General features: G+C 68.5%; 24 protein-coding genes and 1 other RNA gene. 12 read left to right on the top strand and 13 right to left on the bottom strand.

The features are described 5' to 3' along the window. Positions 1 to 18: 18 nt before the first annotated feature. The 3 genes from MLJ35_RS12390 to MLJ35_RS12380 all read right to left on the bottom strand — a co-directional run bounded on the left by MLJ35_RS12390 (position 19) and on the right by MLJ35_RS12380 (position 2,715). Positions 19 to 1,014: a DHH family phosphoesterase gene (locus MLJ35_RS12390; protein ID WP_243384607.1), complete on the bottom strand. Its 996-nt coding sequence runs from the start codon at positions 1,012 to 1,014 to the stop codon at positions 19 to 21. A gap of 26 nt (positions 1,015 to 1,040) precedes the next feature. Continuing rightward, positions 1,041 to 2,108 carry an adenosine deaminase gene (gene add / locus MLJ35_RS12385; RefSeq protein ID WP_243384606.1) on the bottom strand — a complete coding sequence of 356 codons (1,068 nt, stop codon included), beginning with the start codon at positions 2,106 to 2,108 and terminating at the stop codon, positions 1,041 to 1,043. A 106-nt stretch (positions 2,109 to 2,214) separates the two neighbouring features. Continuing rightward, positions 2,215 to 2,715 carry a Fur family transcriptional regulator gene (locus MLJ35_RS12380; protein WP_243295872.1) on the bottom strand — a complete coding sequence of 167 codons (501 nt, stop codon included), beginning with the start codon at positions 2,713 to 2,715 and terminating at the stop codon, positions 2,215 to 2,217. Positions 2,716 to 2,819: 104 nt separating this feature from the next. On the opposite strand from MLJ35_RS12380, the gene MLJ35_RS12375 reads away from it, so the two are divergent. Both MLJ35_RS12375 and MLJ35_RS12370 read left to right on the top strand, forming a co-directional pair. Beyond that, positions 2,820 to 3,371, top strand: a complete 552-nt coding sequence (locus MLJ35_RS12375; protein WP_243324298.1) for a hypothetical protein — start codon at positions 2,820 to 2,822, stop codon at positions 3,369 to 3,371. A 110-nt stretch (positions 3,372 to 3,481) separates the two neighbouring features. Beyond that, positions 3,482 to 4,198: a class I SAM-dependent methyltransferase gene (locus MLJ35_RS12370; RefSeq protein ID WP_243384605.1), complete on the top strand. Its 717-nt coding sequence runs from the start codon at positions 3,482 to 3,484 to the stop codon at positions 4,196 to 4,198. Here the strand turns inward: MLJ35_RS12370 and MLJ35_RS12365 are convergent. The 7 genes from MLJ35_RS12365 to recO form a co-directional block, all read right to left on the bottom strand. Further along, complete coding sequence (locus MLJ35_RS12365; RefSeq protein ID WP_243384604.1) at positions 4,188 to 5,342, bottom strand: MFS transporter; 1,155 nt, start codon at positions 5,340 to 5,342, stop codon at positions 4,188 to 4,190. The two genes, MLJ35_RS12370 and MLJ35_RS12365, sit on opposite strands and share 11 nt — an antisense overlap. Positions 5,343 to 5,365: 23 nt before the next feature. Further along, complete coding sequence (locus MLJ35_RS12360) at positions 5,366 to 6,124, bottom strand: GNAT family N-acetyltransferase (protein ID WP_243384603.1); 759 nt, start codon at positions 6,122 to 6,124, stop codon at positions 5,366 to 5,368. 287 nt (positions 6,125 to 6,411) lie between these two features. After that, an RNA gene (gene rnpB, locus MLJ35_RS12355) (RNase P RNA component class A) lies at positions 6,412 to 6,774 on the bottom strand. A 45-nt stretch (positions 6,775 to 6,819) separates the two neighbouring features. Continuing rightward, positions 6,820 to 7,194, bottom strand: coding sequence for an ExbD/TolR family protein (locus MLJ35_RS12350; RefSeq protein WP_243324294.1), 375 nt, complete (start codon positions 7,192 to 7,194; stop codon positions 6,820 to 6,822). A 7-nt stretch (positions 7,195 to 7,201) separates the two neighbouring features. Continuing rightward, positions 7,202 to 7,954, bottom strand: a complete 753-nt coding sequence (locus MLJ35_RS12345; RefSeq protein ID WP_243384602.1) for an energy transducer TonB — start codon at positions 7,952 to 7,954, stop codon at positions 7,202 to 7,204. A gap of 199 nt (positions 7,955 to 8,153) precedes the next feature. Beyond that, complete coding sequence (locus MLJ35_RS12340) at positions 8,154 to 10,721, bottom strand: coiled-coil domain-containing protein (protein ID WP_243384601.1); 2,568 nt, start codon at positions 10,719 to 10,721, stop codon at positions 8,154 to 8,156. Positions 10,722 to 10,797: 76 nt separating this feature from the next. After that, on the bottom strand, positions 10,798 to 11,535 hold the full coding sequence (gene recO, locus MLJ35_RS12335; RefSeq protein ID WP_243384600.1) for a DNA repair protein RecO: 738 nt from the start codon (positions 11,533 to 11,535) through the stop codon (positions 10,798 to 10,800). A 39-nt stretch (positions 11,536 to 11,574) separates the two neighbouring features. Here recO and MLJ35_RS12330 point away from each other — a divergent pair, with 39 nt between their 5' ends. After that, entirely contained in the window at positions 11,575 to 13,335 is a 1,761-nt protein-coding gene (locus tag MLJ35_RS12330; RefSeq protein ID WP_243384599.1) for a transglutaminase-like domain-containing protein, read from the top strand. On the opposite strand, the gene MLJ35_RS12325 is transcribed toward MLJ35_RS12330, so the two are convergent. Beyond that, on the bottom strand, positions 13,305 to 13,811 hold the full coding sequence (locus MLJ35_RS12325) for a MarR family winged helix-turn-helix transcriptional regulator (RefSeq protein ID WP_243316939.1): 507 nt from the start codon (positions 13,809 to 13,811) through the stop codon (positions 13,305 to 13,307). The two genes, MLJ35_RS12330 and MLJ35_RS12325, sit on opposite strands and share 31 nt — an antisense overlap. A 74-nt stretch (positions 13,812 to 13,885) precedes the next feature. Between MLJ35_RS12325 and MLJ35_RS12320 the strand changes: the two genes are divergently transcribed. The 3 genes from MLJ35_RS12320 to MLJ35_RS12310 all read left to right on the top strand — a co-directional run bounded on the left by MLJ35_RS12320 (position 13,886) and on the right by MLJ35_RS12310 (position 17,788). Continuing rightward, complete coding sequence (locus MLJ35_RS12320; RefSeq protein ID WP_243384598.1) at positions 13,886 to 15,814, top strand: ABC-F family ATP-binding cassette domain-containing protein; 1,929 nt, start codon at positions 13,886 to 13,888, stop codon at positions 15,812 to 15,814. Between the two features lie 80 nt (positions 15,815 to 15,894). Further along, complete coding sequence (locus MLJ35_RS12315) at positions 15,895 to 16,899, top strand: DUF3450 domain-containing protein (protein WP_243384597.1); 1,005 nt, start codon at positions 15,895 to 15,897, stop codon at positions 16,897 to 16,899. A gap of 31 nt (positions 16,900 to 16,930) precedes the next feature. Continuing rightward, a complete protein-coding gene (locus tag MLJ35_RS12310) occupies positions 16,931 to 17,788 on the top strand; it encodes a hypothetical protein (protein WP_243384596.1) in 858 nt (285 codons plus the stop codon). 60 nt (positions 17,789 to 17,848) lie between these two features. On the opposite strand, the gene MLJ35_RS12305 is transcribed toward MLJ35_RS12310, so the two are convergent. Further along, a complete protein-coding gene (locus MLJ35_RS12305; protein ID WP_243384595.1) occupies positions 17,849 to 18,499 on the bottom strand; it encodes an outer membrane beta-barrel protein in 651 nt (216 codons plus the stop codon). 210 nt (positions 18,500 to 18,709) lie between these two features. Here MLJ35_RS12305 and MLJ35_RS12300 point away from each other — a divergent pair, with 210 nt between their 5' ends. The 3 genes from MLJ35_RS12300 to MLJ35_RS12290 are packed head-to-tail and all read left to right on the top strand — an operon-like array spanning position 18,710 to position 21,621. After that, entirely contained in the window at positions 18,710 to 19,480 is a 771-nt protein-coding gene (locus MLJ35_RS12300) for a Smr/MutS family protein (protein ID WP_243384594.1), read from the top strand. A 37-nt stretch (positions 19,481 to 19,517) separates the two neighbouring features. Beyond that, positions 19,518 to 20,429: a PfkB family carbohydrate kinase gene (locus MLJ35_RS12295; RefSeq protein WP_243384593.1), complete on the top strand. Its 912-nt coding sequence runs from the start codon at positions 19,518 to 19,520 to the stop codon at positions 20,427 to 20,429. Between the two features lie 31 nt (positions 20,430 to 20,460). After that, the gene (locus tag MLJ35_RS12290) at positions 20,461 to 21,621 is read left to right on the top strand and encodes a LysM peptidoglycan-binding domain-containing protein (protein WP_243384592.1); all 1,161 of its coding nucleotides are present in this window, start codon (positions 20,461 to 20,463) and stop codon (positions 21,619 to 21,621) included. 43 nt (positions 21,622 to 21,664) lie between these two features. On the opposite strand, the gene rsmG is transcribed toward MLJ35_RS12290, so the two are convergent. Continuing rightward, positions 21,665 to 22,249 (bottom strand): 16S rRNA (guanine(527)-N(7))-methyltransferase RsmG, encoded by a 585-nt coding sequence (gene rsmG, locus MLJ35_RS12285; RefSeq protein WP_243384591.1) that lies wholly within the window; start codon positions 22,247 to 22,249, stop codon positions 21,665 to 21,667. A 233-nt stretch (positions 22,250 to 22,482) separates the two neighbouring features. Between rsmG and ybeY the strand changes: the two genes are divergently transcribed. The 3 genes from ybeY to MLJ35_RS12270 all read left to right on the top strand — a co-directional run bounded on the left by ybeY (position 22,483) and on the right by MLJ35_RS12270 (position 24,867). Beyond that, the gene (gene ybeY, locus MLJ35_RS12280) at positions 22,483 to 23,211 is read left to right on the top strand and encodes an rRNA maturation RNase YbeY (RefSeq protein ID WP_243384590.1); all 729 of its coding nucleotides are present in this window, start codon (positions 22,483 to 22,485) and stop codon (positions 23,209 to 23,211) included. An 85-nt stretch (positions 23,212 to 23,296) separates the two neighbouring features. Further along, positions 23,297 to 24,016 (top strand): tetratricopeptide repeat protein, encoded by a 720-nt coding sequence (locus MLJ35_RS12275; RefSeq protein ID WP_243384589.1) that lies wholly within the window; start codon positions 23,297 to 23,299, stop codon positions 24,014 to 24,016. A 119-nt stretch (positions 24,017 to 24,135) separates the two neighbouring features. After that, entirely contained in the window at positions 24,136 to 24,867 is a 732-nt protein-coding gene (locus tag MLJ35_RS12270; RefSeq protein WP_243287541.1) for a YebC/PmpR family DNA-binding transcriptional regulator, read from the top strand. Positions 24,868 to 25,244: the final 377 nt, after the last annotated feature.

Genomic DNA, 25,244 nt, shown 5'->3' with positions numbered 1-25,244 from the left:
TTCCCGGCCCGTCCTGCACTAGACCATATCGCGTTCCATCTGGGCCAGCACCGCCGTCTCCACCTGGGTGATGAAAGCCTCCAGCGGCAAGGATGCCTTGGCGCCGGACGCCAGACGGTGGCCCCCGCCCCCGAACAGGCGGCAGACGGCGTTTACGTCCACCTTCTCGCGGGAGCGGAGGCTGACCTTGGCCCGGCCGTCCGCCGCCTCCGAGAACAGGGCGGCCACCTCGACACCCTTCAGCTTCCGCGGTTCCTCCACCAGCTCGTCCAGGTCCTCGTGGGTGGCGCCGCAGGCGGCCAGGTCGGCCCTGGTCACGGCCACGTAGGCGAAACGACCGCCATCCCTCATCTGGAGCCCGCCCATGGCCCGGCCGAAGAGCTTGAGCTTGGCGGGCGTGGCGGTCTGGTAGAGGGCGTTGTAGGTGCGCGCCGGGTGGACGCCCTGGGCGATGAGGTCGGCCGCCGCCTGGTGGATCTTGGGGGTGGTGTTGGAGTGGCGGAAATTGCCCGTGTCGCTCACCATGCCTGCGTAGAGGGCCTGGGCCATCACCGGCGGCAGGTCCCCGCCGATGCGGGGCCGCACCAGGTCGTAGACCAGCTCGGTGCTGGCGCTGGCGGTGGGATCCGTGAACTCATCGTCGAAGCCGTGGGGGGCGTCCTTCAGGTGATGGTCCAGGCAGGCCCGTTCGGCCTTCGTGCCCTCGAAGGCGGTGTAGAGCGCCCCCATGCGGTGGGGTTCCGACGCGTCGATGAGGAGCCAGGCATCTGGCCAGGCGGCCAGGTCCGCGTGGGCCCCCGCCGGGTTGTAGGCCTCGATCCAGCCCTCGGGATCCAGGAACCGCAGGTTCTCCGGCAGGACGGGCGCCACGACAATGCGCGCCTCCTTGCCCTGCCCTTTCAGGTGAGCCGCCAGGGCCACCGCGGCCCCCACGCCATCCCCGTCCGGGTTCTCGTGGGTGGTGAGGAGGACCTTGGCGTGGCCATCGAGAAAGTCGGCAAAGCGATCGAGCATGAATCCTGACCTCGATAGTCAGGATATCAGAGGTGCTCCTTTTTGCTCTCCAGGCTGCCCGGCTTGAAGGCCTTCAGCTCGTGGACCACCTCCGCCAGCAGGGCCCGCTTGAGGGCATAGGGCAGGAAGGCGCTCTTGAAGCCCATGATGATCAGGTCCTTGATCTCCTCGAGGCTGAAGCCCAGGTCCTCGTGGATGACCTGGAACTCGCGGCTCACGTTGGTGTTGGTGACCATGCGGTTGTCCGTGTTCACGGTGACGCGCAGGCCCAAGTCGTAGAACAGGCGGATGGGGTGGTCGGCCATCTTCTTCACGGCCTTGGTCTGTACGTTGCTCGACGGGCAGCACTCCAGCGGGATGCGGTGGTCGTTCACGTAGTTCAGCAGGTCCCCGTCCTCGATGAGCCGCACGCCGTGGCCGATGCGGTGAGCGCCGCAGAGGTGGATGGCCTGGTGGATGCTCTCCGGGCCGTAGGCCTCGCCCGCGTGCAGGGTGCAGTTGATGTTGTTCTGGAGCACGCGGCCGAAAGCGTCCTTGTGGCGCTTGGCGGGGAAGTTCTCCTCGGCGCCCGCCAGGTCGAAGCCCACCACGCCCTTGTTCTTGAAGGCCACGGTGAGGTCCGCCAGGCGCAGTGAGATGTCGGGCGAGATGTGGCGCATGCCGCAGAGGATGACGCCAGTCTTGATGTTGTACTGCCGTTCGGCCTGGGCCAGGCCCTCCAGCACGGCCTGCACGATGGCGTGGAGCGTGAGCCCCTTCTGCTGGTGGAGGATGGGGCTGTAGCGCACCTCCATGTAGCGGACGTTCTCCTTGGCCGCGTCCTCCGCCAGCTCGAAGGCCGTGCGCACGAGGCTCTCGTAGGTTTGCATCACCGAGAGGGTGACGTCGAAGGCCTTGAGATACTCGACGAGGGACTTGCACTCCTCGCCCACCTGGACGAAAGGCCGGAGGCCTTCAGGCGTGTCCGCGGGCAGCTTCACCTTCTGCTGCTCCGCCAACTCGAGGATGGTGGTGGTCCGGAGGCTGCCATCCAGATGGACATGCAGATCCGTCTTCGGGAGGCGCTGGAGATCCTGGATCGTGAGTTTCGGCATGGCCTAGCCTAGCGCTTCGCGCGGCTGTCAGCCATCAGCTGTCGGCTCTCAGCCAAAGCAGGCCTCGACCATCTTGAGCCGATAGCTGATAGCTGATGGCTGACAGCTAGACGTTGAGCTGACTCATCCGATGCGCCAGCGTCGGCGCGTCCGTCTCGCGGCTCTGGCACTCCTTGCACAGGCCGAAGATCTGGTGGCTGTGGTGCATGGGCCGGAAGCCGTACTCGTGGCAGATGGCCTCCTGGAGGGCTTCCAGGTCAGGGCGGAAGAATTCGATGATGGCGTCGCAGTTCAGGCAGATCAGGTGGTCGTGGTGCTCGTTGCTGCGCACGGCTTCGTAGTGCGCGTGCTGGTCGCCGAAGCTGCTCTTCCGCACCAGACCGCACTGCACCAGCAGATCCAGGGTGCGGTACACCGTGGCCCGGCTGATGGCCTTGCCCTTCTGCTTGAGCGCCATGTGCAGCTGGTCTGCGTCGAAGTGGTGGACCTGGCCGAAGACCTCCTCCACCAACTCGAGGCGCTCACCGGTCAGCTTGAGCTGCCGCGATCGCAGGAAGGTTTCGAAGCGCTGCTGTTCCTCGGGGCGTTCGATCTTGGGTTTGCGCATGGAATCCTCGGTGGCAAGTCTAACCGGTCCAGTCGACAGATCGTATTTTACAGATGAAAACCCAAAGCGTATTATGTATCAACCGTATGCATACTGGAGCCCCCATGGCCATCGTTATTATCCAATCGCCCAATCTGTCGTCGGACCAGAAATCTCGCATCGGGGAGCGGGTCATCACGGCGCTCCAGCAGGAAGGCCTGCCGCCGGGCTCCGTGGTGGTGCTCTTCCGCCCCGAGCGCGGCGACATCTACCTCGATGGCCTGCTGGTGCAGGCCCAGGCGTCCGCGCCCGTCCAGGCCGCGGCCCCGCCGGCGCCCAAGCCCGCCGCCCCTGCGTCCGTGGCCGCTCCGCCGGCCTTCAAGACCAAGGCCCGCCGATCCAAGCCTGAACTGGAAGACCTGAAGGGGGACCTGATGCGCGCCCTCCAGGACAGGGGGTCCCTCAGCAGCTTCGAGGCCCAGGTGGCCCTGGACCTCAAGGATTGCGACTGGGCCCCGGCCACGCTCCGCCGCCTCTTCACCGAGCTGGAGGAGGCCAAGCTGATCACCAAGAGCGGCCAGAAGCGCGGGACCCGCTATGTCTGGAAGGGCATCGTCAACACGCCCCAGTCCACGCCCATCGTGAAGCTCGTGAAGGCGGACACCGACGAAGCGTGATGTTCTCCGTGGGGTCTCCGCGCAACGCATGCGTTGCACGGATCTATGGGCCCGCTGCGCGCACACCCCCGGGCCTCTGCTTTTGCCCCCGAGCCCTGCCACACTCGGGCATGGACTGGTTCGCCTGGGACTTCGACCACCCCGCCTATTTCCAGATCTACGCGGACAAGGACGCGGAAGCCGCCGCCGAAGGGCCGGCGCTCGCGGCCTTGCTGGACCTGCCTCCGGGCAGCCGAGTCCTGGACCTGCCTTGCGGCTGGGGCCGCCTCCAGCCCCACCTGGTGGCCCGGGGCTGGGAAACCCTGGGGGGCGATCTCAGCCGGATGAACCTGGATCGCCACCGGAAGGACCACCCCGCGACCCTGGCCCGCCTCGACCTCCGCGCCCTCCCCTTCCGGGCGGGCTGCGCGGATGGCGTCTTCTGCGCCTACACCAGCTGGGGCTATTTCGCCACGGACGCGGAGAACCTCCGCCAGCTGGCCGAGTTCGCCCGCGTGCTCCGACCTGGCGGCGCCCTGCTCCTGGACCTGGCCGGCCGATCCTCCCTGCGGCGCACCATCGCGGAAGTCGAGGGGCAGTGGCTGGAATTTCCCGATGAAGGCTACGAGGAACGCGCCACCTGGAGTCCCGACGGTCGCCGCATCCGCACGGAGCGCCGCTGCCAGGGTGAGGCCTTCCGCCACGACATCTGGATTCCCACGGACACCGAGGTCCGGACCAGCCTCGCGGCGGCGGGCTTCGAAGTCGTGGCAGCCTATGGCGGCCTGGACGGTCGGTCCTGGTCGGAAGATGCGGAACGCTGGATCTACCGTGGGGTCAGGCGCTGAGCCTCCGCGTGGCCAGCAGGTAGGCGCCGAAGCCGAGCCCCGAGAGCCCCATGGCCAGAGGCAGGCCCAGTCCCTGCACCAGGGCGCCGCCCACGAGAGGGCCCACCATCAGGCCCACGGAGTACGCCAGGTTCAGGATGGAGAAGGCGGAGGCGAAACTCTGGCTGCCCTGCCGCTCCACCTGGTCGGCCACCGCGGGACTGCAGGGGCTCATGATGAAGCTGGCCGTGCTGCCCAGCCCCATCATCGCCAGTACCACCATCCAGGACCGGGGCAGCAGCACCGGCAAGGGGATGAAGACCACCGCCAGCACCAGCCCCATGCGGAGCACCCGCACCCGCCCGATGCGGTCCGAGAGGGCACCCATCAATGGCGAGGTGAAGGTGTGGGCCAGGGCCGCCGCCGCGAAACAGAGACCGATCTGGGTCGGCGACTGGCCCAGGCGCCGGTCCAGGTGCAGCGGCAGGGTGGATTCCAGCAGGGCCCACAGGCAGGAACCCAGGGCCATGGCGCCAGCGAAGACCCGGATGGTCGGATTGGACAGCAGCTGGCGGAAAGGCAGCTGCAGCCCCTGGCCGGATTCGGTCTCCGGCAGAAGGAAGGCGCGACCCGCCGCATCCAGGGCCACCAGGACCGCCCCCAGGACGAAGGGTGCGGTGGGGCCCGCGTGCTGATCGAGGAACCCTGAGAGCGGGGGCCCGATCAGCACACCGAGGTTCGCGGCGGCGAACGCCGTGCCCATGGCCTTGCCCCGGGATTCGCTCGGAAAGATGTCCGCCAGCAACGCCATGCCCGGAAGCCAGGTGGCCGCCCCCGCCACGCCCTGGAGGAAGCGGGCCAGCACCAGCAGCCAGTACTGCTTCGACACGGCGAAGACCAGCGTGGTGATCCCCAGCCCCGCCAGGCCCCAGAGCATGGGCGCACGGCGGCCGAAGCGGTCCGTGAGGCGGGCCACGGGGAAGGTGGCCGCCAGCAGGGCCACGGCGTAGCTGCCGAAGAGGATCCCCACCTCCATCTGGTTCAGATGGAGGTCCCGCGCATACCGGGGTAGCAGGGGCACCAGCAGGTAGTAGAGGAGCATGTCCACGTGGAAGGCCAGGGCCGTCACGAGGAGCGCGGCGGTGGGGGGAGCGGGACGGCGCATCCCCCCACTATCGCATCGGGCTCTCAGCCCCGCGCCATCTCCACCTTGGGGTAGGCGGCCCGGAAGCCGCAGGCCTCGTAGGACCGCTGGCTGGCGGTGCCCGGGGCCGTGGAAGCGCAGGCAAGGTCACAGGCGCGGTCCCGCGCGAAGGCCAGCCGCGCGGCGATGAGGGCCTTCTGCAAGCCGCGGGCCCGGAAGCGCGGCAGCACCGCATCGCCCGAGAGCAGGGCCACGCCCTCCACGACGCCCAGCAGGCCGCCTCCGGCCAGCTCTCCGTCCACGAAGGCCAGGAAGCCCCAAGCATCCGGCACCTCCAGGGACACCTCGAAAGGCGGCGTCGGGTCCCGCCAGTCATCGCGCTCGAGAAACCCTGCCGCGACCACGCGGTTGAAGATCCCGGCCTCGTCGAGCCGGGCTTGCCGGACCAGGCCTTCCGATCCTGCCGCAGGTGGGCCCTCCAGGGATCGCGCCCACAGCTGCTGGAACGCGTGGAGGCGGTACCCCCGGCGCGCCAGCAGTGGCCAGAGCGATGGATCGGCGCCGGGACTGAGTTCCAGCACGGTGGGTATGCCGAGGAAGGCTTCGAGGGCCTCCAGCTCTGGTTCGGTGATCGGCTCGATCAGCCCCAGCGCCTGATTGAGGGGGTGGGCCTCGCCGCGAAGGTGCGCGAAGCCGCCGCCCACCGGCAGGCTTCGGCCTCCGGCCGCCTGGTTGAATCGTTCGTTCTGGAGGGCCTGGGCGCGCTCGAGACGGCGCGCCAGGCAGGTCAAGTCGTGGAACATGGGAATCTCCGGATAAGGGGTCCGCCCGCCCGGAGGCGCGGCGGAAGACACAGGGTCGCGCCCTTGCGTCAGCCCAGGCGCGGGCTCCCGGCGCCAAGTCCAGGCGCGGAACAGGAGCGATGTCGGCAGCGGGTCAGAGGCCTATCCAGAGAAGTCACCAGGGTAGCCGAACCTTCGAGGAAATCGTCAAGCAGGGGCACGGCTCCGCCGAGCCTCTGCTCGGGGGTCCGGGGGTGTGCGCGCGAGCACGGGACCCCCGGTTTGAACCGGCGAAGCCCCCTTGCGGGGGCTCCGGTGGATCGGTAAGCCGGGTTCTGTCGTGGGACGTCATTCCTCTGGGATGGATGTCGCCATCCAACTCAAGCGACCTACCCGCCGGCTCGGTCGGGTCAACCCTCGCCGCTTGCGCGGTGCGCCGGCCTATTTGGTCTTGCTCCCTGGGGGGTTTACCGTGCCCGTCCTGTTGCCAGTCCGGCGGTGGGCTCTTACCCCACCGTTTCACCCTTGCCTGTGATCCGAAGATCCATCGGCGGTCTGCTCTCTGTTGCACTTTCCGTCGGGTCGCCCCGCCCTGGTGTTACCAGGCCCAGCACCCTGTGGAGCCCGGACTTTCCTCTGCCCTTGCGAGCAGCGACGCCCTGATCCACAAGGGTCGAGGCTAGCACGATCCAGGAGGTCGTACCAAAGTCCCGCGGTTAGCTGCCCTCCGGCGTGGCGATCAGGGCCGGCAAGGCTTCCGGCCGGCCCGCCTTGACGGCGTCGAGGACGCCCGTGGCCCGGTGGAGGGGCAGCGAAGGGTGGACCCGGAGCACCACCTTCCCGGTCGTCGCGTGGATCCGCGCGGGCAGCTCAGCCAGCGTGACCTTCACGCCATCCAGGTCGAGCGAACCGTCCGCCCCGAGGGTGAGGCGGAGGATCGGTCCCGGGACCCCGGCCCCGGCGCCCCCGGGGAGGGAGGCGTCGAGGGCCCGGGGCAGGACCGGAACGAGGGTGATGAAGACGATTAGGAGCACCAGGACGATGTCCACCAGGGGCGTGATGTTGATGTCGCTGCGGATCTTCGTGACCATGGCACCCTCACCTCAACCGGAAGTTCAGGGTGAGCCGGAAGCTCGCCGCCGCCGGGTGGCCATCCATCAGGGCGGGTTCGAAGCGCCACTGGCGGGCGGCCTGCAGCGCGGCATCCTGCAAGGCCGGGTGGCCGTCCAGGACCCGCACCTGCATGGGCACGCCACGTTCATCCACCACCATCATCAGAACCACCGTGCCCTGGACATGGGCCCGGCGAGCCAGGTCCGGGTAGATGGGATCCACGCGATGGAGGATCGCCGGAGCGGTGGTGGTGAAGTCGTGGATCGCCGGGCCCGCCGCGGGACCTGCGGGGCCGGTGGCCGGGATGGCGGGGCCCGGAAGCGCGAGCCCTGCCCCGGGGACCTCCAGGTGGCGATCCAAGGTGGGAAGGCCCGCGGCGGGCTCCACCGGATCCGCCCGCGTGGGCGCCCCGGTGGTGACGGCGGCGCTGCCGCCTCCCACGCTCCCGGTGGCTGTGGGCGCCTGACGTTCGACGGGACGCGGGCGCGGAGGCCCGTCGAGCTCTATCGGTCTCCAGGGAGGGGCGGGCGGAAGCGCCGGCGCCAGGACGACCTTCGGCCCGAAGGACGCGATGGCCACGGCCCCGCCGGCGAGCAGGAGGTAGGTCAAGGCGGACAGCGAGGCCGCGCGGAAGGTGTCCGAAGGCGGCGCCGAAGCGAGGATGGCGTGGGGCTGCAGGGTGGGCGGAAGGTCCGGGAAGGCAGGCCCCCGGCCGCGCCGGAGCGCGAGGATGGACATGGGATCTCCTGTGGGTGGCGACTGTGGCCTTCCACAGAACCCACGCCCACCGAAGGCGGCGGACATCAGGTTGGTGGCAATCCCGGGCCCTGGATCACACACCGTCTGGAGGAGGTCCAAAGATCGCTTGCATCAGGTATCGGCGGCGAAGCACCGCTGTCAAGGCACCTACCTGGATTAGGGTCGGGGATCTTCCAGATCACTCCGCGGAAGGCAGTGGCAGCACCCACCCCTTGCGCTGGAGATCTTCCAACAGCTGCCAGGCCGCGCGGTACGGATCGGAGCTCTGCCCGCCAAGCACCTCCGATTGAAGGCGGGCGCGGAGCGGGGCCAGATCCGGATGGGGCGCGCCGGCCATGCCCGCGCCAGCCTGGAAGAGCCGCAGGAGCAGAGCCTCCGGATGGTCGTGGCCCAGGGCCGCCGCGCAGAGGACCGCTTCCCCCTCTCCTTCCTGCGCCCCGGCCTGAAGCAGGCGGTTCAGGAACGGGCGGAGGCTTGTGGCGTCAGCCCCCAGGCCCAGGCATCGAACCTTCGGCTGGGCCTCGAGGCGCTCGCCCGGGTCGCTTCCCGCGAGCCAGGGACAGGGTGGCCGGTGCCCTTCATAGGGCAACCCCAGCAGGAAGGTCTCATGTTGCGGATCATCCCGGACCCAGGCATGGACCAGGCGCATGAGGCTGCTCCGCCGGACGGGCTCCATGCCCGGCCCGCACCAGAAGAACCGCTGCACGGGGGCCATCCGCGGGCCCATCTCGCGGAGCGGGGCTCGCCAGGCCGCGGGGTCCACGGTCATGTCGAGCCCGAGGCCCGCCAGGAAGCGGGGAAATCCCGGGTAGGGGAAGGGCAGTCGGACATCGACCCCCTCTGCGGAGACATGGACTTCCGTGCCCGGAAGGCAGGCTCGCAGGGGGCTCTCCCTGAGCGTCTCCTGCAAGGCATGTCGATGGTCCTCGGCGCCGAGGCCTTCGGCGAGGACGAGCCGCCAGGCCTGGCCATCGTCGTCGCAGGACCAATCCGCCACGGCGGAGGGTTCGGGACGTCCGAGGGCATCCAGCCCCAGGACAAGCATCCGGATCCCCCCGGTCGGGTCCGGACGGCCGAAGGGGCGTGCGCGCCCCATGCATTCCAGCAGGCGCGGGCGGCGCTGGGCCCTGGCCCAGGCGACCCGGTTCCACGCGGGATCCGTCCGGTCCTCGGGTCCCAGGAGGCTGGCCAGGTCGCCGTGGGCAATCTGGCGGTAGGCTTCGCTCTGGCGGAGGGCCTGGTGGCCTTCGAGGATCCCCCGGATCTCCTCCATGTTCTTCTGGGCGATCCGGGAGAGGTCGCGTCCCGCTTCGGCCATGTGCCTGCCGGTCCTGACCAGCTGATCCATCTCGGCCGCCGCCTTGGCCTCCACGCCCCACTGGCGGCTCAGGGCCGATTGGAGGGTCGCCGAACACTCGCCGATTTGGAGAAGGGACTGTTCCGCGCGATCCGAGGCCTCCTGCACCTGCCCCACCAGGGCCACCTGGGCCTCCAAGGTCCGCTCCAGGTCCTGTCCCTGCTGATCCAGATGGCTTGCCACATGGAGGAGCTCCTGAATGCCCGAACCGAGACGCTGCGTCACCTCCTGGAGGTCCCACAGTCCCGCGCTCTCCCGCTCCATGCCCTGCTGGTGCTCATCGAGGACCCGCCCCAGGTCCGCCGCCCCCTGCGAAGTCTGGTCGGCCAGGCCGCGGAGGCGCCCGCCGATGGTCTGCAGGCGGGGCCCGCCACCGCCCTGCTGGGCGAGGATCGCAGTGTTCACCGCCAGCAGGCCGGCCTGCTGGGCCGCCTGATCGATGACGTGGATGGCTCCCTGCGCGCCGCCGAAGGAGTCGATCCGCCGCTGCGATTCGACTCTGAAGCCTTCGATGCGGCGGGCCAGGGCCTCCGCCTGGTCCCGCAGGTCATCCGCCGAGGTCCGGAAGCGCCGGAGCTGCTCCGCCCGGATCCGGGTCTCCTCCACGAGCCTCGGCGTGTGGGTCGCCAGGCCCTTGACCGCCAAGTCGAGACGCGCGCCCTGACGCACCCCGGCGTCCGCCAGCCGCCCCAGGGATTCCTCGCCTTCCCGCAGGCGGGGGAAGGTCTCCTTCAGGTCGTCCATCAGCCCTTCGACCTTTTCGAGCCTCCCCTGGGCCTGTTCCATGGCGGCCCTGAAAGCCTGTCCCTGGATGCGGTGCTGGTCCGCCCTGAGCCGCAGCTCCAGTTCGATCCGGTCGACCTTCACGGAGCGCTCCACCACGTCCCGGAGGTCGCGGCCGAAGGTCACCAGCCGTTTCCGGACCGCGACCTGCGCTGCCCGATCCTCGCCAGACCGCTGCTGGACCTGCCCCATCAACCCATCCAGGTCTGCCCACTCACGGAGGACGGCCCGGTGGAGGGACTCCAGGCGCCCGTCCATCAGGCGGCCTTCCTCCAGGAGGAGGTTGAGCGCCTTCGTCACCTCAAGGTCCCCCGGCGCCATGCCCGCGGGAGGCGCGAGCGGCGCGCGATCGCCCCGGAGGATGCGGCCGGCCCAGTCCGCCAGCAGACTCTCCGGCGCCAGGCTCCGCTGCCAGGCCAGCCACCGGCGTCCCAGCAGCACCAGCCCCGCGGCCGCCATCATCAGAACTGCGGCCTCCGCCGGCCGCAGCGACGCCGAGGCCGTGAAGAGGAGGTAGGCCGCGGCGCCCAGGAGGGGCAACACCGCGAGGTCCGCCAGCCAGGAGCGGATGCCGCCCAATCCCACGAAGACGCTCCCCAACCTCATGCCCATCCTCAAGCCATGAGTTCCCATCGGCCGGCGGCCCCGCCAAGGCAAATTTGGGCCAACAGGAACCGCGGCCTCAAATCGTCCGCCAGAGCACCTCATAGCTCCGGAGGCCGCCCCCCAGCTCCTGGATCAGGCGGGAGCGCAGCAGGGCCGTGACCGCCACCTGGGCCTCGTTCGCGGGATCCAGCCGCGGGGCCGCGTCGGCGCTGCCGGTGCGGAGGCGCCGCAGGTATTCGCGCGTCCCGGGAGGCAGGGCCTCGGCGGGATCCACCGGCGTGCACTCCGCGCAGCACCAGCCGTGTTCGGGGCTCAGGAGGACCAGCGGCGCCACCTCCTTCCCGCAGCGCCCGCAGACCCGCGGGTGGGGCAGCAGGCCCAGGCAGTGCAACAGCCAGTGCTCGGCGTAGGCCAGGATGCCCAGGGCATTGTCCGGGTCGGCCTTGAGGGCCCGCCCGCAGGCGCTCAGCAGCCGGTAGAGGCGGTCGTCCTCCACGCCCTCCTTGGCCACCCGGTCGAAGAGGTCCGCCAAGCAGGCCATGACGAGGCTGCACTCCAGGTGGCCGAGGGTCAGCGGGCTGAAGGCCAGCTCGCAGCGGGTGACCCGCTTCAGCTCGGTCTGCTCCTTGCCGAAGAAGCTCACCCGTACCATGCCCAGCGGCTCGAAAGCCGCCACCCACTTGGCCGTGGGCTTCTTCACCCCCTTGGCCAGGCCCGACAGCCGCTCCCCGTGCTCGGACAGGAAAGAGACGACGGCCCCGCCCTCGGCGAAGGGCACGGCCTTGAGCACGATGGCGGCATAGGTCCGGATCACCCTTCCAGTCTGCCCGGATTCAACCGATAGACTGGAGGGATGCGCGCATCCCTCCTTTCCGCAGCCGCCCTCGGCGGGATCCTCCTCGCCCAGGACGCCCCGGTCCGGACCTACCGCCAATGGGTGGGCGGACAGGAAGTGGGCGGAGCATCCCAGGAGACGAAGACCCGAGGCGGCGTCCGCGAAGTGCGGAACCGCGAGTGGCTGTCCATCACGCGCCTCGGCCAGGAGATCCGGCAGGAAGTGGACCAGACCGCCCGCCGCGGCACGGACGGCGCCATGACCTTCACCTGGCGGCTCCAGCTCTCCAAGGAGCCCTTCGAGGGCCGGGCGGAGTGGTCGCCGTCGGATCCACGTGCCTTGAACCTGCATCCCCTGAACGGGGCGGCCCTGCGCACCCAGGTGCCCGACGGCGCGCTGCTCTGGCCCGAGGATCTCGACGCCCGCCTCATGGAGGCCGCGCGGCTGCGCCGTCCCGTGAAGGTGATCACCTACTCCTTCCCGGTCCAGCAGTGGAGCACCCTCAGCCTCGAACCGGCAGGGGCGGTGCCGCTTCCCGGCTTTCCGGACGCCGTGCGCTTCACCGGCCAGGAGACCCAGGGCGCGTCGTCGGCGCCGGTTGAAGTCTGGATTTCGCCCACGGCGGGCGAGCTGCGCCAGAAGACCGACCTGGGCGGCCTCGCCATCCTGATGCAGCGTGCGGAGCTTCCCCCGCCCGAGGCCCGCGCCGGCGATGCCACGGGATTCTTCGAGCGCACCCTCCAGACCCTGCCGCCCCACCCCTTCCAGCCCTGGCTGCAGAGCCTGACGCTGCGGGCCGAGGGATCCCCGCCGTCCCTGCCCGAGGACGCCCAGCAGACGCGGCTCCCGGATGGCCGGTGGCGCCTCTCCCAGGCGGCGCCGCCCAGCGCCGCGGAAGCGGCCCAGTCCCCCGTGACGGGCACTCCGGCGCCGGAAGAGGCCCGCTACCTGGCCCCCAGCCCCCTGGTGCCCTTCCGTGATCCCGCCTTCGACGGCCTCCTCCGGCGCATGGCCCTGCCTCCAGGCCTGCCGCGCTGGGAGGTGGCGAAGCGTGTGACCGCCTTCGTCTTCGACTGGATCTCCGACAAGGACTTCACCGTGGGCTTCGCCTCGGCCCTGGAGGTCTGCCGCAATCCGCGGGGCGACTGCACCGAGCATGGGGTGCTGGCTGTGGCCCTGCTGCGCCGCCTGGGCGTCCCCGCCCGCGGCGTCACCGGCTGGGTGGGCCTGGGCGAGACCCTTGGCCTGCACTTCTGGGTCGAGGTGAAGCTGAAGGACCGCTGGGTGCCCGTGGACCCCACCTTCGACCAGGCCCCGGCCTCGGCCCTCCGCATCAAGCTCGGGGACACGGATCTCTCCGACCTCGGCAGCGTGGGCTGGGAGGGCGCGGCCCAGGCCTTCTCAGGCGTCCGCTGGATTCCGGAGCGTGAAGGCTCTGCCCCCTGGGGCAAGGGCATCCGCATCGAAGGCGATCGGGTGGCGACCTCCGACGGGAGTGTCCTCCGCCTGCCAGGCGGGCGGTGGAACCTGCGGCAGGGCACCCTCACCTTGAACGGAACCTGGAAGGTGGAGGCCGTCCCCCGCCCCGGGCAGGCCCAACTCAAGGGGAACCGGCGGCTGGCGGGCGCCCGCACCTTCCGCCAGGGCTGGTGGGATCCCGCCTCGCGCCTCCTGTGGATGGACCTCGGACAGGGCCGCTGGCTGCGCCTGGACGGCGTGACCGAACCGGCCGCCTACCAGCTGCTGGATCAGTTGATGGCGCCCACCAGGTCTTCCTGAACCGTCTCCTCCTGGTGGAGGCAGTGCTCCCGCAGGCGCTCCAGCCAGACCGACATGTTCAGGCACTCCTGCTCGTCGCAGCAGCTGGTCATCTGGGCGGCCATGCTGCGCACGGGCTCGTCGAGGCGCTCCATGAGCCGCCGTCCCTTGGGCGTGATGACGACGCGGCTGACGCGCCGGTCCTTGGGGTCCGCCACCCGCTTGAGCAGCCCCTGCGCCTCCAGGCGGTCCACCAGGCGCGTCACGTTCGCGAAGCGGTAGATCATGCGCCGCTCGATCTCGTAGATGGGGTGCCCCTTGGCCGGGCCGCCCCGGGCGATGCGCAGGACGTTGTACTGCTGAATGGTGAGGCCATGGGCCTCGAAGAGGCGTTCCTGGACCCGGACGACGGCCTCCCGCGTCAGCATCAGCTGCAGCACGAGCTGGACCCCCGGGGACGGGAGCTTCGACATCTGGAGTTCTTCCTGAAGGGACATGGCGACCTCACGGAATTCTTTGCGGGCAAGGATCTCCCCATCCATGGGATTCTGGAAGGTCTTAGGAGCCCTTCTTGCCTTCTATCGCCCTGAGTTTGATCAATGTCACGAAACGCTATGGCGCGACAGCCATTCTGGACGGACTGAGCCTCGGTCTCTTCCAGGGGGAGAAGGTCGGTCTCATCGGGCGCAACGGCGCGGGGAAGAGCACGTTGTTCCGGCTGCTGACCGGGGACGAGACACCCGATTCCGGCGAGGTGGTGATCACCCAGGGACTCCGCGTTGCGCGCTTGAGCCAGGAGCCTCATTTCGCCCCGGGCGCCAGCATCCGGCAGGCCCTGGAAGCCGCCCTGGCGGACCATGCGGCCCTGCTGGCCCGCCACCAACGGATCCACGAGACGCTCCATGGCGCAACCGGCCCCGAGGAAGCAAGGCTGCTTGACGAACTGCAAAGCGTGGAACATCAGATCGAGCACTGGGGCTGGGATCTCGAGCCGCGCCTCAAGGCGGCGGCCACCACCTGGGGCCTGGAGGACCTGGACGCCGAGGTGGAATCGCTTTCCGGAGGCTGGCGCAAGCGCGTGGCCCTGGCCCAGGCCTGGCTCAAGGAGCCGGACGTGCTGGTGCTGGATGAGCCCACCAACCACCTGGACCCTGACCAGGTGGAGAAGCTGGAAGCCTGGCTCCAGGCCTTCGGGGGCGCCCTTCTCCTCATCACCCACGACCGCCACCTGCTGGACGCCGTGGTATCCCGGATGCTGGAGCTGGAGGACGGCGGGCTCCGCAGCTACGAGGGCGGCTACAGCGACTACCTGCTGGAGAAATCGGACCGGGAGTTCCGCGAGGCCCGCCTCACGGAGCACATGCAGAACCGCCTGCGGCGCGAGATGGCCTGGCTGAGGCGCGGCGCGAAGGCCCGCACCCGCAAGTCCAAGCTGCGCATCCAGGAAGTGCTCGACCTCAAGGACACGGTGGAGGACCGCACCCGCCTGGAGGCGCGCCAGGGGCTCGCCTTCGCCGCCGGCGGCAACCGCAGCGACGCCCTGATCCGCGCCGAGGGCCTGCACTTCGCCTACCCCGGCGGACCCGAGCTGCTGGATAGCCTCGACCTGAGCCTCCAGCGCGGGATGCGGGTGGCCCTGCTGGGCCCCAACGGCTGCGGGAAGTCCACCCTGCTGAAGGTGCTGCTGGGAGACCTGGAGCCCCTCGAGGGCGAGGTGTACCGCCATCCGAAGCTCGCCACCACCACCATCTCCCAAGGGCGGGGTGAGCTCGACGGCGCCCGCAGCATCCTGGACAACCTGGCGGACCGCGCCGCGGTGGTGGACACCGGCAGCGGCACCCTGCTGGCCCACGTCTACCTCACCCGCTTCGGCTTCCCGGTGGACCAGCAGAACCGGAGCGCGGCCACCCTCAGCGGCGGCGAGCGCAACCGCCTCCTGCTCGCCAAGGCCATGCTCAGTCCGGCCGACCTGCTGGTGCTGGACGAGCCCACCAACGACCTGGACATCCCCACCCTCCAGAACTTGGAGGAGGCCCTGCTGGGCTTCCAGGGCACGCTGCTCCTGGTGAGCCACGACCGCTTCTTCCTGGATCAGGTGGCGACCCACACGCTGGCCTGGAACGGCGAGGGTTCACCCCGCTGGGAACTCTATGAAGGCGCGCCTTCCACCGTGCGCAGCCTGCGGGAGGCCCGGGCGGCCTCCCTGGAGGCGGCCCGGCCCGAGGCGGCCCGCGCCGCGGTGAAAGCCGCGGTGCCGCGGGCCCGCAAGCCGGGGCTCTCCCAGAAGGAGCTGCGGCGTCTCGCCGAGGTGGAGCAGGCGATGGACACCCTCCATGCCCGCCTGTCCGAGCTGGATGGGGCCCTGGCCGACCCATCGGCCTTCCTGCGGGCCGACAGCCCGGGCCATCAGGCCCTGAAGGACCAGGACGCGGCCCGCGCGGAATTGGAGGATCTCGAGATCGCCTGGCTGGAGCTGGAGGAAAAGCGGCAGGAAGGCTGATCCCATCACAAGTTGTCCTTGGGGCGGGCAGGCCTTGGGCCTTTTCGCTACCCTGGAGCCTGGACTTTTACGGAGTGCCCATGCGCCCGATGCCTCTCATCCTCTTCCCCGCCGTGGCGCTGGTGGCCCAGGCCCCCGCCCCCATCGACCTGACCCAGCGGTTCAATGCGGAACTGCCCGGGGTCAATCAGATGCTCAAGACCTTCCAGGCCCAGGAAGCCATGAAGAAGGTGGAGAGCCTGATCCCCGCCGAGCGCCCCGCGTTCAACGGCGCCAACCTCCAGACCATCGGCCAGAGCATGGACAATGCCCAGGGCCTCCTCTCCTTCTATCGCCTCTGGGCGAACGCCGCCTCCGAGGCCGGCCAGTGGGAGAAGGCCCTCGAGATCCAGGACAAGCGGCTCAGGACCGCCCAGGCGATCAAGGCGGACCTGGAGAAGGCCCAGTCCCCCATCGCCGCCCAGTGGGACAAGGCCGCCAAGGATTCCCAGGACTACATCGCCAAGCACGCGAGCCGCCAGCAGGAGCTGCAGACCGGCCTGAAGGCCCTGCAGGACGAGATCGCGGCCGTGAACTCCAAGCAGACGAAGCTGGATGCCAAGGGCCTGGAAGACCTCAAGGCGCGGGCCGCGAAGGCCCCCGAACAGCAGCAGGAGCTCGACCAGATCAACGCGGCCCTCCCGGTCCACAAGCAGAACATCGCCAACGCACCCAAGGTGATCAAGGTGCTCGCCGACAACCGCAAGGAAGCCGAGGGCATGGTGAAGGCCGCGGAGACCTCCCTCGCCAAGGCCAAGGAGGTTCTGGCCAGCCAGAACGACGAGATCACCAAGTTCAACACCGAGCAGGCGATGAAGAAGATCAAGATCGTCGGCAAGAAGAACTGGGTGGACGCGGTGCTCCGCAACCACGAGAACGTCACCAAGCTGAACGGCACGCAGACCCAGGCCGCGTTCCTCAACCGCCTGCTGGTGCTGGATCCCGGCAACGCCACGGCCACGAAGGCCCTGGACAACCTGAAGCAGGGCAAGGAACCCTTCGCCAAGGAAGCCAGGCCCACCAAGAAGGCCGGCAAGAAGAAGTGAGCACGCCGCGTACGACCTGGAGGGAGCGACCATGAGCCGCCTCGGAATCCTGTTTGCCTGCGCCCTGGCCGCCAGCCTGGGCGCCCAGAGCCTCACGGATCGGTTCAAGGAGGTCCGGGGTCCCTGGGAGCTCCAGCTGGAGCGGGGTGACGCCTCGACCGTCCGCCGCGGGGTGGAGGCCCTTCTCGGCCGGGAGGGCCTCACGGTCAATCCCTCCGACTACAACGACATGCACGCCCTCGCGGCCCTCCGCAGCCTGGCCGCCCGGGCCTGCGTGGCCGAAGGCAGCTGGGAGGAGGCGGTCCTCCATCTGCAGAAGGCGCAGGCCGCCGCCGAAGAGAACCTGGCTACGGCCGAGCCCCTGCTGGCCAAGACTCGCGCCGAGCACGAGGCCAAACTCCAGGAATTCCGGAATGCCATGGACAAGCAGGCCCCGCGGCTGAAGGAGCTGGACGAGGCCCCCGGCCTGACCCAGGAGCAGATGAAGCTCCGCCAGCAGCTCCGGATCTTCATGGACGAGCAGAAGGCCGCCATCGCCCACAGCGAGCGCGCCCTGAAAGACATCGACGGCATTCTCGAGCGGCTGCGCCAGACCAAGGTGAACACCACCAAGGCTGCCGAGGACTGGAAGGCGTTCCTGGATCGCGAGAAGGCTGAGATCGCCGAGGCCGGCGGCACCGCCCGTTTCGTGGCCGGGAAGGTGGAGCAAGTGAAGGCCGACGATTCCCGGCCCCAGCAGGAGCGCCTGGCCTACGCCCGCCGCCTCCAGAAGCTCGATCCCGCCAACAAGGATGCCACCCGCCTCGTGAACACCCTCCTGGGCAAGGACGAGCCGGCCGAGCCGGCCAGGCCCAAGGCCCGGAAGAAGAAGGCCGCTCCCAAGAAATGAGCCCTTCCCTGAATGAAGAAGCGGCCCGCGAGGGCCGCTTCTTCGTCGGTGGAAGAAACCCTAGAACACGAACCCGAACCCGACCTTCACGAAGTCGGTGGCGGGGGGATCGCCGGCATCCACGTCGTGGGAAGTGAGGGTCTTGTGGTAGGTGGCCTCCAGCGTGAACCGCAACCCCGCGTCATAGCCGAAGCTGTGGCCGAAGCCGAGGGATCCGCCCATGCGGCTCTTGCGGGTGGTGTCCGTGTAGTCGTAGAGCGGATCGCCGAAACTGCGATCGAACTGCTCGAAGTCCGCCGAGAGCCCCGCCACGAAATAGAAGCCGCGGTGCCGGTAGGCGGTCCCCTCGGGGAAGATCTGCAGGTCCCCACCCAGGTTGAACATGGAATGGCGAAGGTTGATGGTGGTCTCGCCCGGGGCGCGATTGGTCCCGTTCTCGGCGGATCCGCTGAAGTTCAGGCGGATCGCCAGGCTGCGGTCGACGGGGAAGCTGACCGTGAAGCTGCCGCCGAGGCCCACGTCGTAGGTCTCCTTCTGGGGGGGGATCACGTAGCCCGCGGAAGGACTGTAGTAGGCCGGGTAGGTCTTGCTGGAGAACTCCCCGGTGGGGATGGTGAGGTTCAGGCTGAAGCCCATGTGCGGGGACTGGGCGTGTAGCGCTGCGCCCGAAGCGAGGAGCGTGGGCAGCAGGAGCATCGAGATTCGGCGCATAGGGCCTCCCATGGATGGTGCTGGAAAACTACGGAGCGAACGGCATGCCAGCTTAGGGCAAGCCCCGTCAATCCTTGGATCCAGCGCAGAATACTCCGGTTGAGGCTCTGGCGCGATCGCGGCGTTTTGCCTCGGTCGCGTGCCGGATTGCAACAGCAGGCTTTGGGCCGGGACCGCGATGGCCTACTCTGGACAGGACGAGGATGGTTCATGGCGTGGAAGCAGGATCTGGCGAAGTTGAAGCAGCAGCTGGGAGCGGAAGGGGTCCCTGCCCCTGCGCCGAAACCCGCTCCCAAACCCGCCCCGAAGCCATCGGCCCCCACCAGCCTGGATGACGAAGACGAGGTCTTCCTGTCGGCCATGGGCCTGAAAGCCAAGACCCCCCGCCCGGCCAAGGCCTCCCCCGAACCCCCGACCGCGCCCTCCGAGGCCCCCGTCGCACCGCCTCCGCCTCCGCCCGAGACCTTTGAAGAAGCCCTCAAGGACCTGAAAGGCCTGAAGCCGATTCCGCGCGGGCCCATGGCCCAGGCTTCCCCAGCCCCGGTCCCGGCGATCAGGCCAGCTCAGGTTCCGCCGCCTCCCCCAGCGGAGAAGGCGCCCCCGGTTCTTCCCCCGGAGCCCCCCACAGCCGTCGAAGCGGCCGCCCCCGCCGGCACGCCGGAGGTGCCCCCGCCCTCTCCGATGCGGTTCCAGCTGGCGGCGGGGATGGCCATCGATGTGGACGGCGTGCTGGACCTCCGCGGCCACACGCTCCAGGACGCCATGGACCGACTGAAGGACCGCCTGGAGGACGGCCTCGTGCTGGGCTGGCGCAGCCTCCAGGTCATCCTGGGTCCGGAGCCGGCGCTCCATGAGGGCCTGCTGGCCCTGTTGGCCTCCGGCAAGGCGCCCATGGTGGCGCGATTCGCCCAGGCACCGGTGCCCATGGGCGGCAGCCAGGCCTGGCTGCTCTATTTCACCCCATCCCAACCCCAGTCCTGATCCGGTTGCCTGGTTCGAATCACATGGAGTTCCCCCGATGAGTCTGTTGGTGGTTGGCAGTGTGGCCTTTGATGACCTGGAAACACCCTTCGGCAGCCGCGAGCACGCCCTGGGCGGCTCCGCGACCTACTTCTCCCTGAGCGCCAGCCGCTTCCATCCCGTCCGCATCGTCGCCGTGGTGGGGGAGGACTTCGGCCCGGACCAGATGCGCGTCTTCGAGGGACGCCCCATCGACCTGGCGGGCCTGTCGAAGGTCAAGGGCCTGAGCTTCCGCTGGAAGGGGGCCTACGGCTATGACCTGAACGAGGCCCAGACCCTGGCCACGGATCTCAATGTCTTCGCCGACTTCAAGCCAGTCCTGCCCGGGAGCTACCGGGAGTGCGAGTACCTGTTCCTCGGGAACATCGATCCCGTCCTGCAGCTGGATGTGGTGCGCCAGATGGCGAAGCGGCCCAAGTGGATCGCGCTGGATACCATGAACTACTGGATCCGGGGCGCCCGTCCGGCCCTGGACGCGGTCCTGAAGGAAGTGGACATCCTCCTGGTGAACGACGCCGAGGTGCGGGAACTCACCCAGGAATACAGCCTCATCAAGGCCTACAAGAAGGTCCGGGCCCTCGGCCCCAGCACCCTGGTGGTCAAGCGCGGGGAATACGGTGTGGCCCTCTTCACGCCCGAGGGGATCTTCGCCGCTCCGGCCTACCCCCTCGAGAACGTGTTCGACCCCACCGGGGCCGGGGACACCTTCGCCGGCGGCTTCCTGGGCTACCTGGCCTGGATCGAACGGGCAGATGTGACCGCCCTCAAGCACGCCACCCTGGTGGGCTCGGTCATGGCCAGTTTCACCGTGGAACAGTTCTCCACGGAACGCCTCGAGCAGATATCCCAGGATGAAGTTCGCAACCGCTTGGCATTATTTTCAGATATGATCCGCGTCGAAGACCTATAATCAGCACCACCTAATCCCCTGGGGGTCCCTGATGCACCAGCCCAATCGTCTGCCTGTCGGTCGGCGGCGCGCCCTCGCGCTGGCACCCGGTCTCTTCATGGCCCTGACCTTCGCTGTTCCCGCGCTTGTGGCCCAGGAGCCCGCTGGCACGATCAAGGTCGAGACCCACAGCTCGAAATGGGATTATCCCAAGGAAATCCAGGTGCCAGAAGGCTCCCGCACCCACACCGTGGAGAAGGGGGACACCCTCTGGGATCTGTCCGGGAAGTACCTGGGCAATCCTTACGCATGGCCCCAGATCTGGGAGCTGAACCAGTGGATCAAGGATCCGCACTGGATCTACCCTGGGGATCCCCTGATCATCGACCTGACCCGCGCCGTGGCGACCGCCGCCTCCGTCCCCGAATCCGTCTCCGGCCTCCAGCCCGACCGGCGGGGCGCCTACACGGCCGCCAGGCGGCCTGAGCTGGGCTTCGCCTTCCAGGACTTCATCCAGCTGCCCTTCTTCGCCCCCGACGGCGCCGAGGCGCACTACAAGAACCAGGGCGCCTTCACCCTGACCGGGAACCGCCGGGATGACCGCCAGCACCTCGCCGAGGGCGAGACCGTCTACATGAACGGCGGCAGCGAGCAGGGCGTGAAGGTCGGCGACCGCTTCCTCATCCTCAAGACCGTGGCCCGCAAGGTCAAGCACCCCACCACCAAGCACAAGATGGGCGACGTGGTGCAGCAGGTGGGCGTGCTCCGGGTGGTGACGCCCCAGCCCAAGGGATCCGTCGCCATCATCGAGCGCTGCCTCGACGGCGTGGAGGTGGGCGATCATCTGGTGCGCTTCACCGAGCCGGCGAACCTGCCCCTCCAGCTCCGGACGGACATCACCGATCCCGTGAAGATGGCCCCGAACTCGGCCGTGGTCGTCTTCGCCCGCGATGCCCACCAGCACACGGCCATCGGCGACATGGTGATCGTGGACAAGGGCACCAACGACGGCCTGAAGGTGGGCGACGTGCTGCTGGCCGTCCGCACCAAGACCTTCCCCGTGGGCCCGGACGACGACCGGAAGAAGGCCACGGAGACCACCACCCACTACATCGGCCAGGCCCTCGTGGTCCGCACGGACGCCCAGACGGCCACCTGCCGGCTGCTCAGGACCACCGAGGAGATCCTCCTCGGCGACACCCTCACCCGTTGAACTCCTGAACAGACTGGCGAAGACCGGGGCCCCTTCGGGGGCCTCAGTCGTTCCGGCGCTTCAGTTCCACCACCACACGCCGCCCCCGGGTGGGCAAGGCATAGGGATGGGGGGTGGCCTCCCAACCGGGGGGGAGGACCTCCCCGGACCAGTCCGACCCCTTGAGCGCCAGAAACGGAGCGCCTGGTTTTCCGTGCCGGTCCCACCAGGCCGTCAGCTGCCCCAGGGATCCGAGGGCCTTGGCGGTCCCGAGGTCCGCCTCGAGGGGGGACAGGTCCTCCAGGCGGCCATGCACAGGCCGGAGGTTGGGCAACGGCAGCTCCAGGACCACCTGGCGGACGAAAGCCAGCTTCTTGGCGGAGGCATCCACCGCGAGCACCTCCAGGTCGGGGCGGGCCAGGGCCAGCACCACCGCAGGGCAGCCCATGCCGGTTCCCAGATCCGCCACCCGGGCTCCCGAGGGGAGGGCTTCAAGGAAGGGGAGGAGCGCCGACGCATCCAGCAGCAGCTCTTCCCGCCGCTCGGATGGGGCGAGGGAGGTCAGGGCGTGGGTGCGGTTCCATCGCTCGAGCAGTTCCAGGTAGCGGCCCAGGGGCGCGGACAGGGAGGCGGGCAGGTGGGGCTCCATGCCTCCAGGATGCCAGGGATCGGCCCAGGGGATTGAATCCTTGCTGTGCCGATGACTTCTCTTTTATATTCAATATTTTTAAGACATTTTGGTTCAGCTTCGCCAACACCCCGGTCTATCATCTGAATGGGGAACATTGATGCATTTCATGCCTCTAGAATGAAAACATTGACGAATGGCTCAATAGCCCCCATGATGTATTCCCTTTGACTGATCTTCCACAGGAGCCGGCCATGACTGATACCAAGCTGCCCTTCCAGATCGATTGGTCGAGCCGGAGCAAAATGCGTGGACCTGGCGAGCAGTCCCTCGGGAAGCTGCTTCATAGCCTTCGGGATCGGCTTGCCCCAAATGCTCAGGGCGTATCGCTGACTTATGTCGATGATCGCGGCATGAGAAAACTCAACCGCGAACATCGCGGGAAAAACATGACGACGGATGTGCTGAGTTTCCCCTCAAGCGCTGAAAAGGGGGCGTTCCCGCACCTTGGCGACATCGTGATCAGCCTTCCCACTGCCGAGAAAATGGCCAAGAAGTTCGGTGTCAGCCGGCGCCGTGAAGTCGAGACGCTGGTGATCCATGGCTTCCTTCATCTCTGCGGCCACGACCACGAAAAAGACCAGGGCGAGATGATGGCGCTCCAGGCCCAGCTTGAGCGCGACCTGCTCGAAACCGAGCCCCTGTCCATGAGCCTCAAGCGCGGCCGCAAGCCGGGCAGCAAGGTCAAGAAGCTCAAGGACGGCACTCGGGTGGTGGTGACGGGCCGGGCTGCCGCGGCCCTCGTTCGCCGCGAGCGGGTGAAGAAGGAAAAGAAGGTCAAGGTGCGCAAGGTGGCCAAGCCGAAGGAGGCCATCGCAAAGCGCGGCCCCGGCCGGCCCCGCAAGGAGGCCCCCGCGGCTCCCGCGAAGCGCGTGCTCCGCCGTCGCCGGCCAAGCCCTTCCCGGAGCGGCGTCATCGCGTAGAGTCCCAAACCTCTGCATGGAAAATGGGCTTCAGGGCCGATAAAATGGCCCTTTGGCCCGGTTCCGGGCCCCCATCGGAGCCCCTGTGATCAACCTCCTGCTCGGCCTGGGCGCCGCCCTCGCCGTGATCCTGCTGTCCACCTTGCTCAGCATCAAGCTGTGGATCAGCGTGCCCATCGGCATCCTCGCGGGTGCCGGCCTCTTCATCTGGCAGGGCCGCAAGGTCCAGCAGGAGCTCGAAAAGATCTTCACCCGGGCCGGCGATCAGCTGAAGAAGCAGCAGTTCGAGAAGGCCATCGAGATCATGAAGGAGGGCTACCGGTTCTCCTCCAAGCAGTTCCTCGTGAAGGGCAGCATCGACGGCCAGATCGGCGTGGTGCAGTACCTCCGCAAGAAGAACGAGGAGGCCGAACCCCTGCTGGCGTCGGCCTCCATGCAGCACTACATCGCCAAGGCCATGCTGGGCATCCTCCAGTGGAAGCGCGGCGAAAAGAAGAAGGCCAAGGAGACCTTCGCCCTGGCCCTCAAGACCGGCAAGAAGGAGAGCCTGCTCTACGCCGTCTACGCGTACGTGCTGGTGGAGATGGGCGAGCGCGACAAGGCCATCGAGATCCTCAACCAGGGCCTCGGCGTCTGCAAAGGCGACGAGCGCCTCATCACCAACCGGAACCTGCTGCAGAACGGCAAGGCCCTCAAGATGAAGGTCTACGGCGAGCAGTGGTACCAGTTCATGCTCGAGCGCCCCATGATCCGCCAGGAGGCACCGGCCTTTGCCCGTGTCTCGCGCCGGGCGCTGCGGGGCTGAAGCCTGACGTTGGAACCGCCGCTGCGCGTCGATTTCAACGTATTGAAATGAATCTTTTCACTCTTCAGCAAACGCGAAGCGGTTGCTGCACGGAACGAACGACTGAAGGAGCCACCCCCATGTCCGGCCACAACAAATGGTCCACCATCAAGCACAAGAAGGGCGCCGCGGACGCCAAGCGCGGCAAGCTCTTCACGAAGATCCTCAAGGAAATCACCGTGGCGGCCCGCCTCGGTGGCGGTGACGTGAACAGCAACCCCCGCCTTCGCCTGGCGGTGGACCAGGCCAAGGGCAGCAACATGCCCAAGGACAACTGGGAGCGCGCCATCAAGAAGGGCACCGGCGAGTTGGAGGGTGTGACCTACGAGGAAGTGGTCTACGAGGCCTACGGTCCCGGTGGCGTGGCGATACTCGTGGAGGCGATGACCGACAACAAGAACCGCACGACCCCGGAGGTCCGCAGCTACTTCACCAAGTTCGGGGGAGAGCTGGGCGCGCAGGGCTCCGTGGCCTACCTGTTCACCAAAGAAGGCCAGATCGTCGTGGAGCCGGAAGTCTCCGAGGACAAGGTCATGGAAGTGGCCCTGGAAGCCGGCGCCGACGACGTGGCCAACGAGGGCGACGCCTGGGTCATCAAGACCAGCCCCGAGTCCTACCAGGCCGTGAAGGATGCCGTGGACGCCGCCAAGCTCCCCGTCATCGAGGCCAAGATCATCATGGCCCCCAGCACCAGCACCGCCCTCGAAGGCTCCAAGCTCACCAGCTTCCTCAAGCTCGTGGACCTGCTCGAGGACAACGACGACGTGCAGAACGTGTGGCACAACGGCGACTACGAGGAACCCGAGGACTGAGGTTCCGTGCCCCACGCCCTCCGGGCGGACGCTGAGCGGCCGGGTCTCCCGGCCGCACGCGTTTCTGGCTGCCCGCGATCGCACGGCGCCCCGCGCCGTGCTCCCACTCCCCCGCTTCGCGGGCTCGCGGAGCGGGGCCCCCGGCACAACGGCGACTACGAGGAACCCGAGGACTGAGGTCCCGTGCCCCACGCCCTCCGGGCGGACGCTGAGCGGCCGGGTCTCCCGGCCGCACGCGTTTCTGGCTGCCCGCGATGACAGGCTGCACCGCCGCCTGTTCCTACTCCCCCGATTTGCAGGCTCGCGGAGCGGGGGCCCCGGCACAACGGCGACCATGGGGAACCGGAGGACTGAGGTCCCAACCGAGGCTGCGTGCA

Origin of the sequence: Geothrix alkalitolerans (genome assembly GCF_022808885.1) — a bacterium.
GTDB lineage: Bacteria > Acidobacteriota > Holophagae > Holophagales > Holophagaceae > Geothrix > Geothrix alkalitolerans.
Note: the sequence above shows the minus strand (reverse complement) of the source record. Positions and strands in the feature narration are given on the sequence as shown.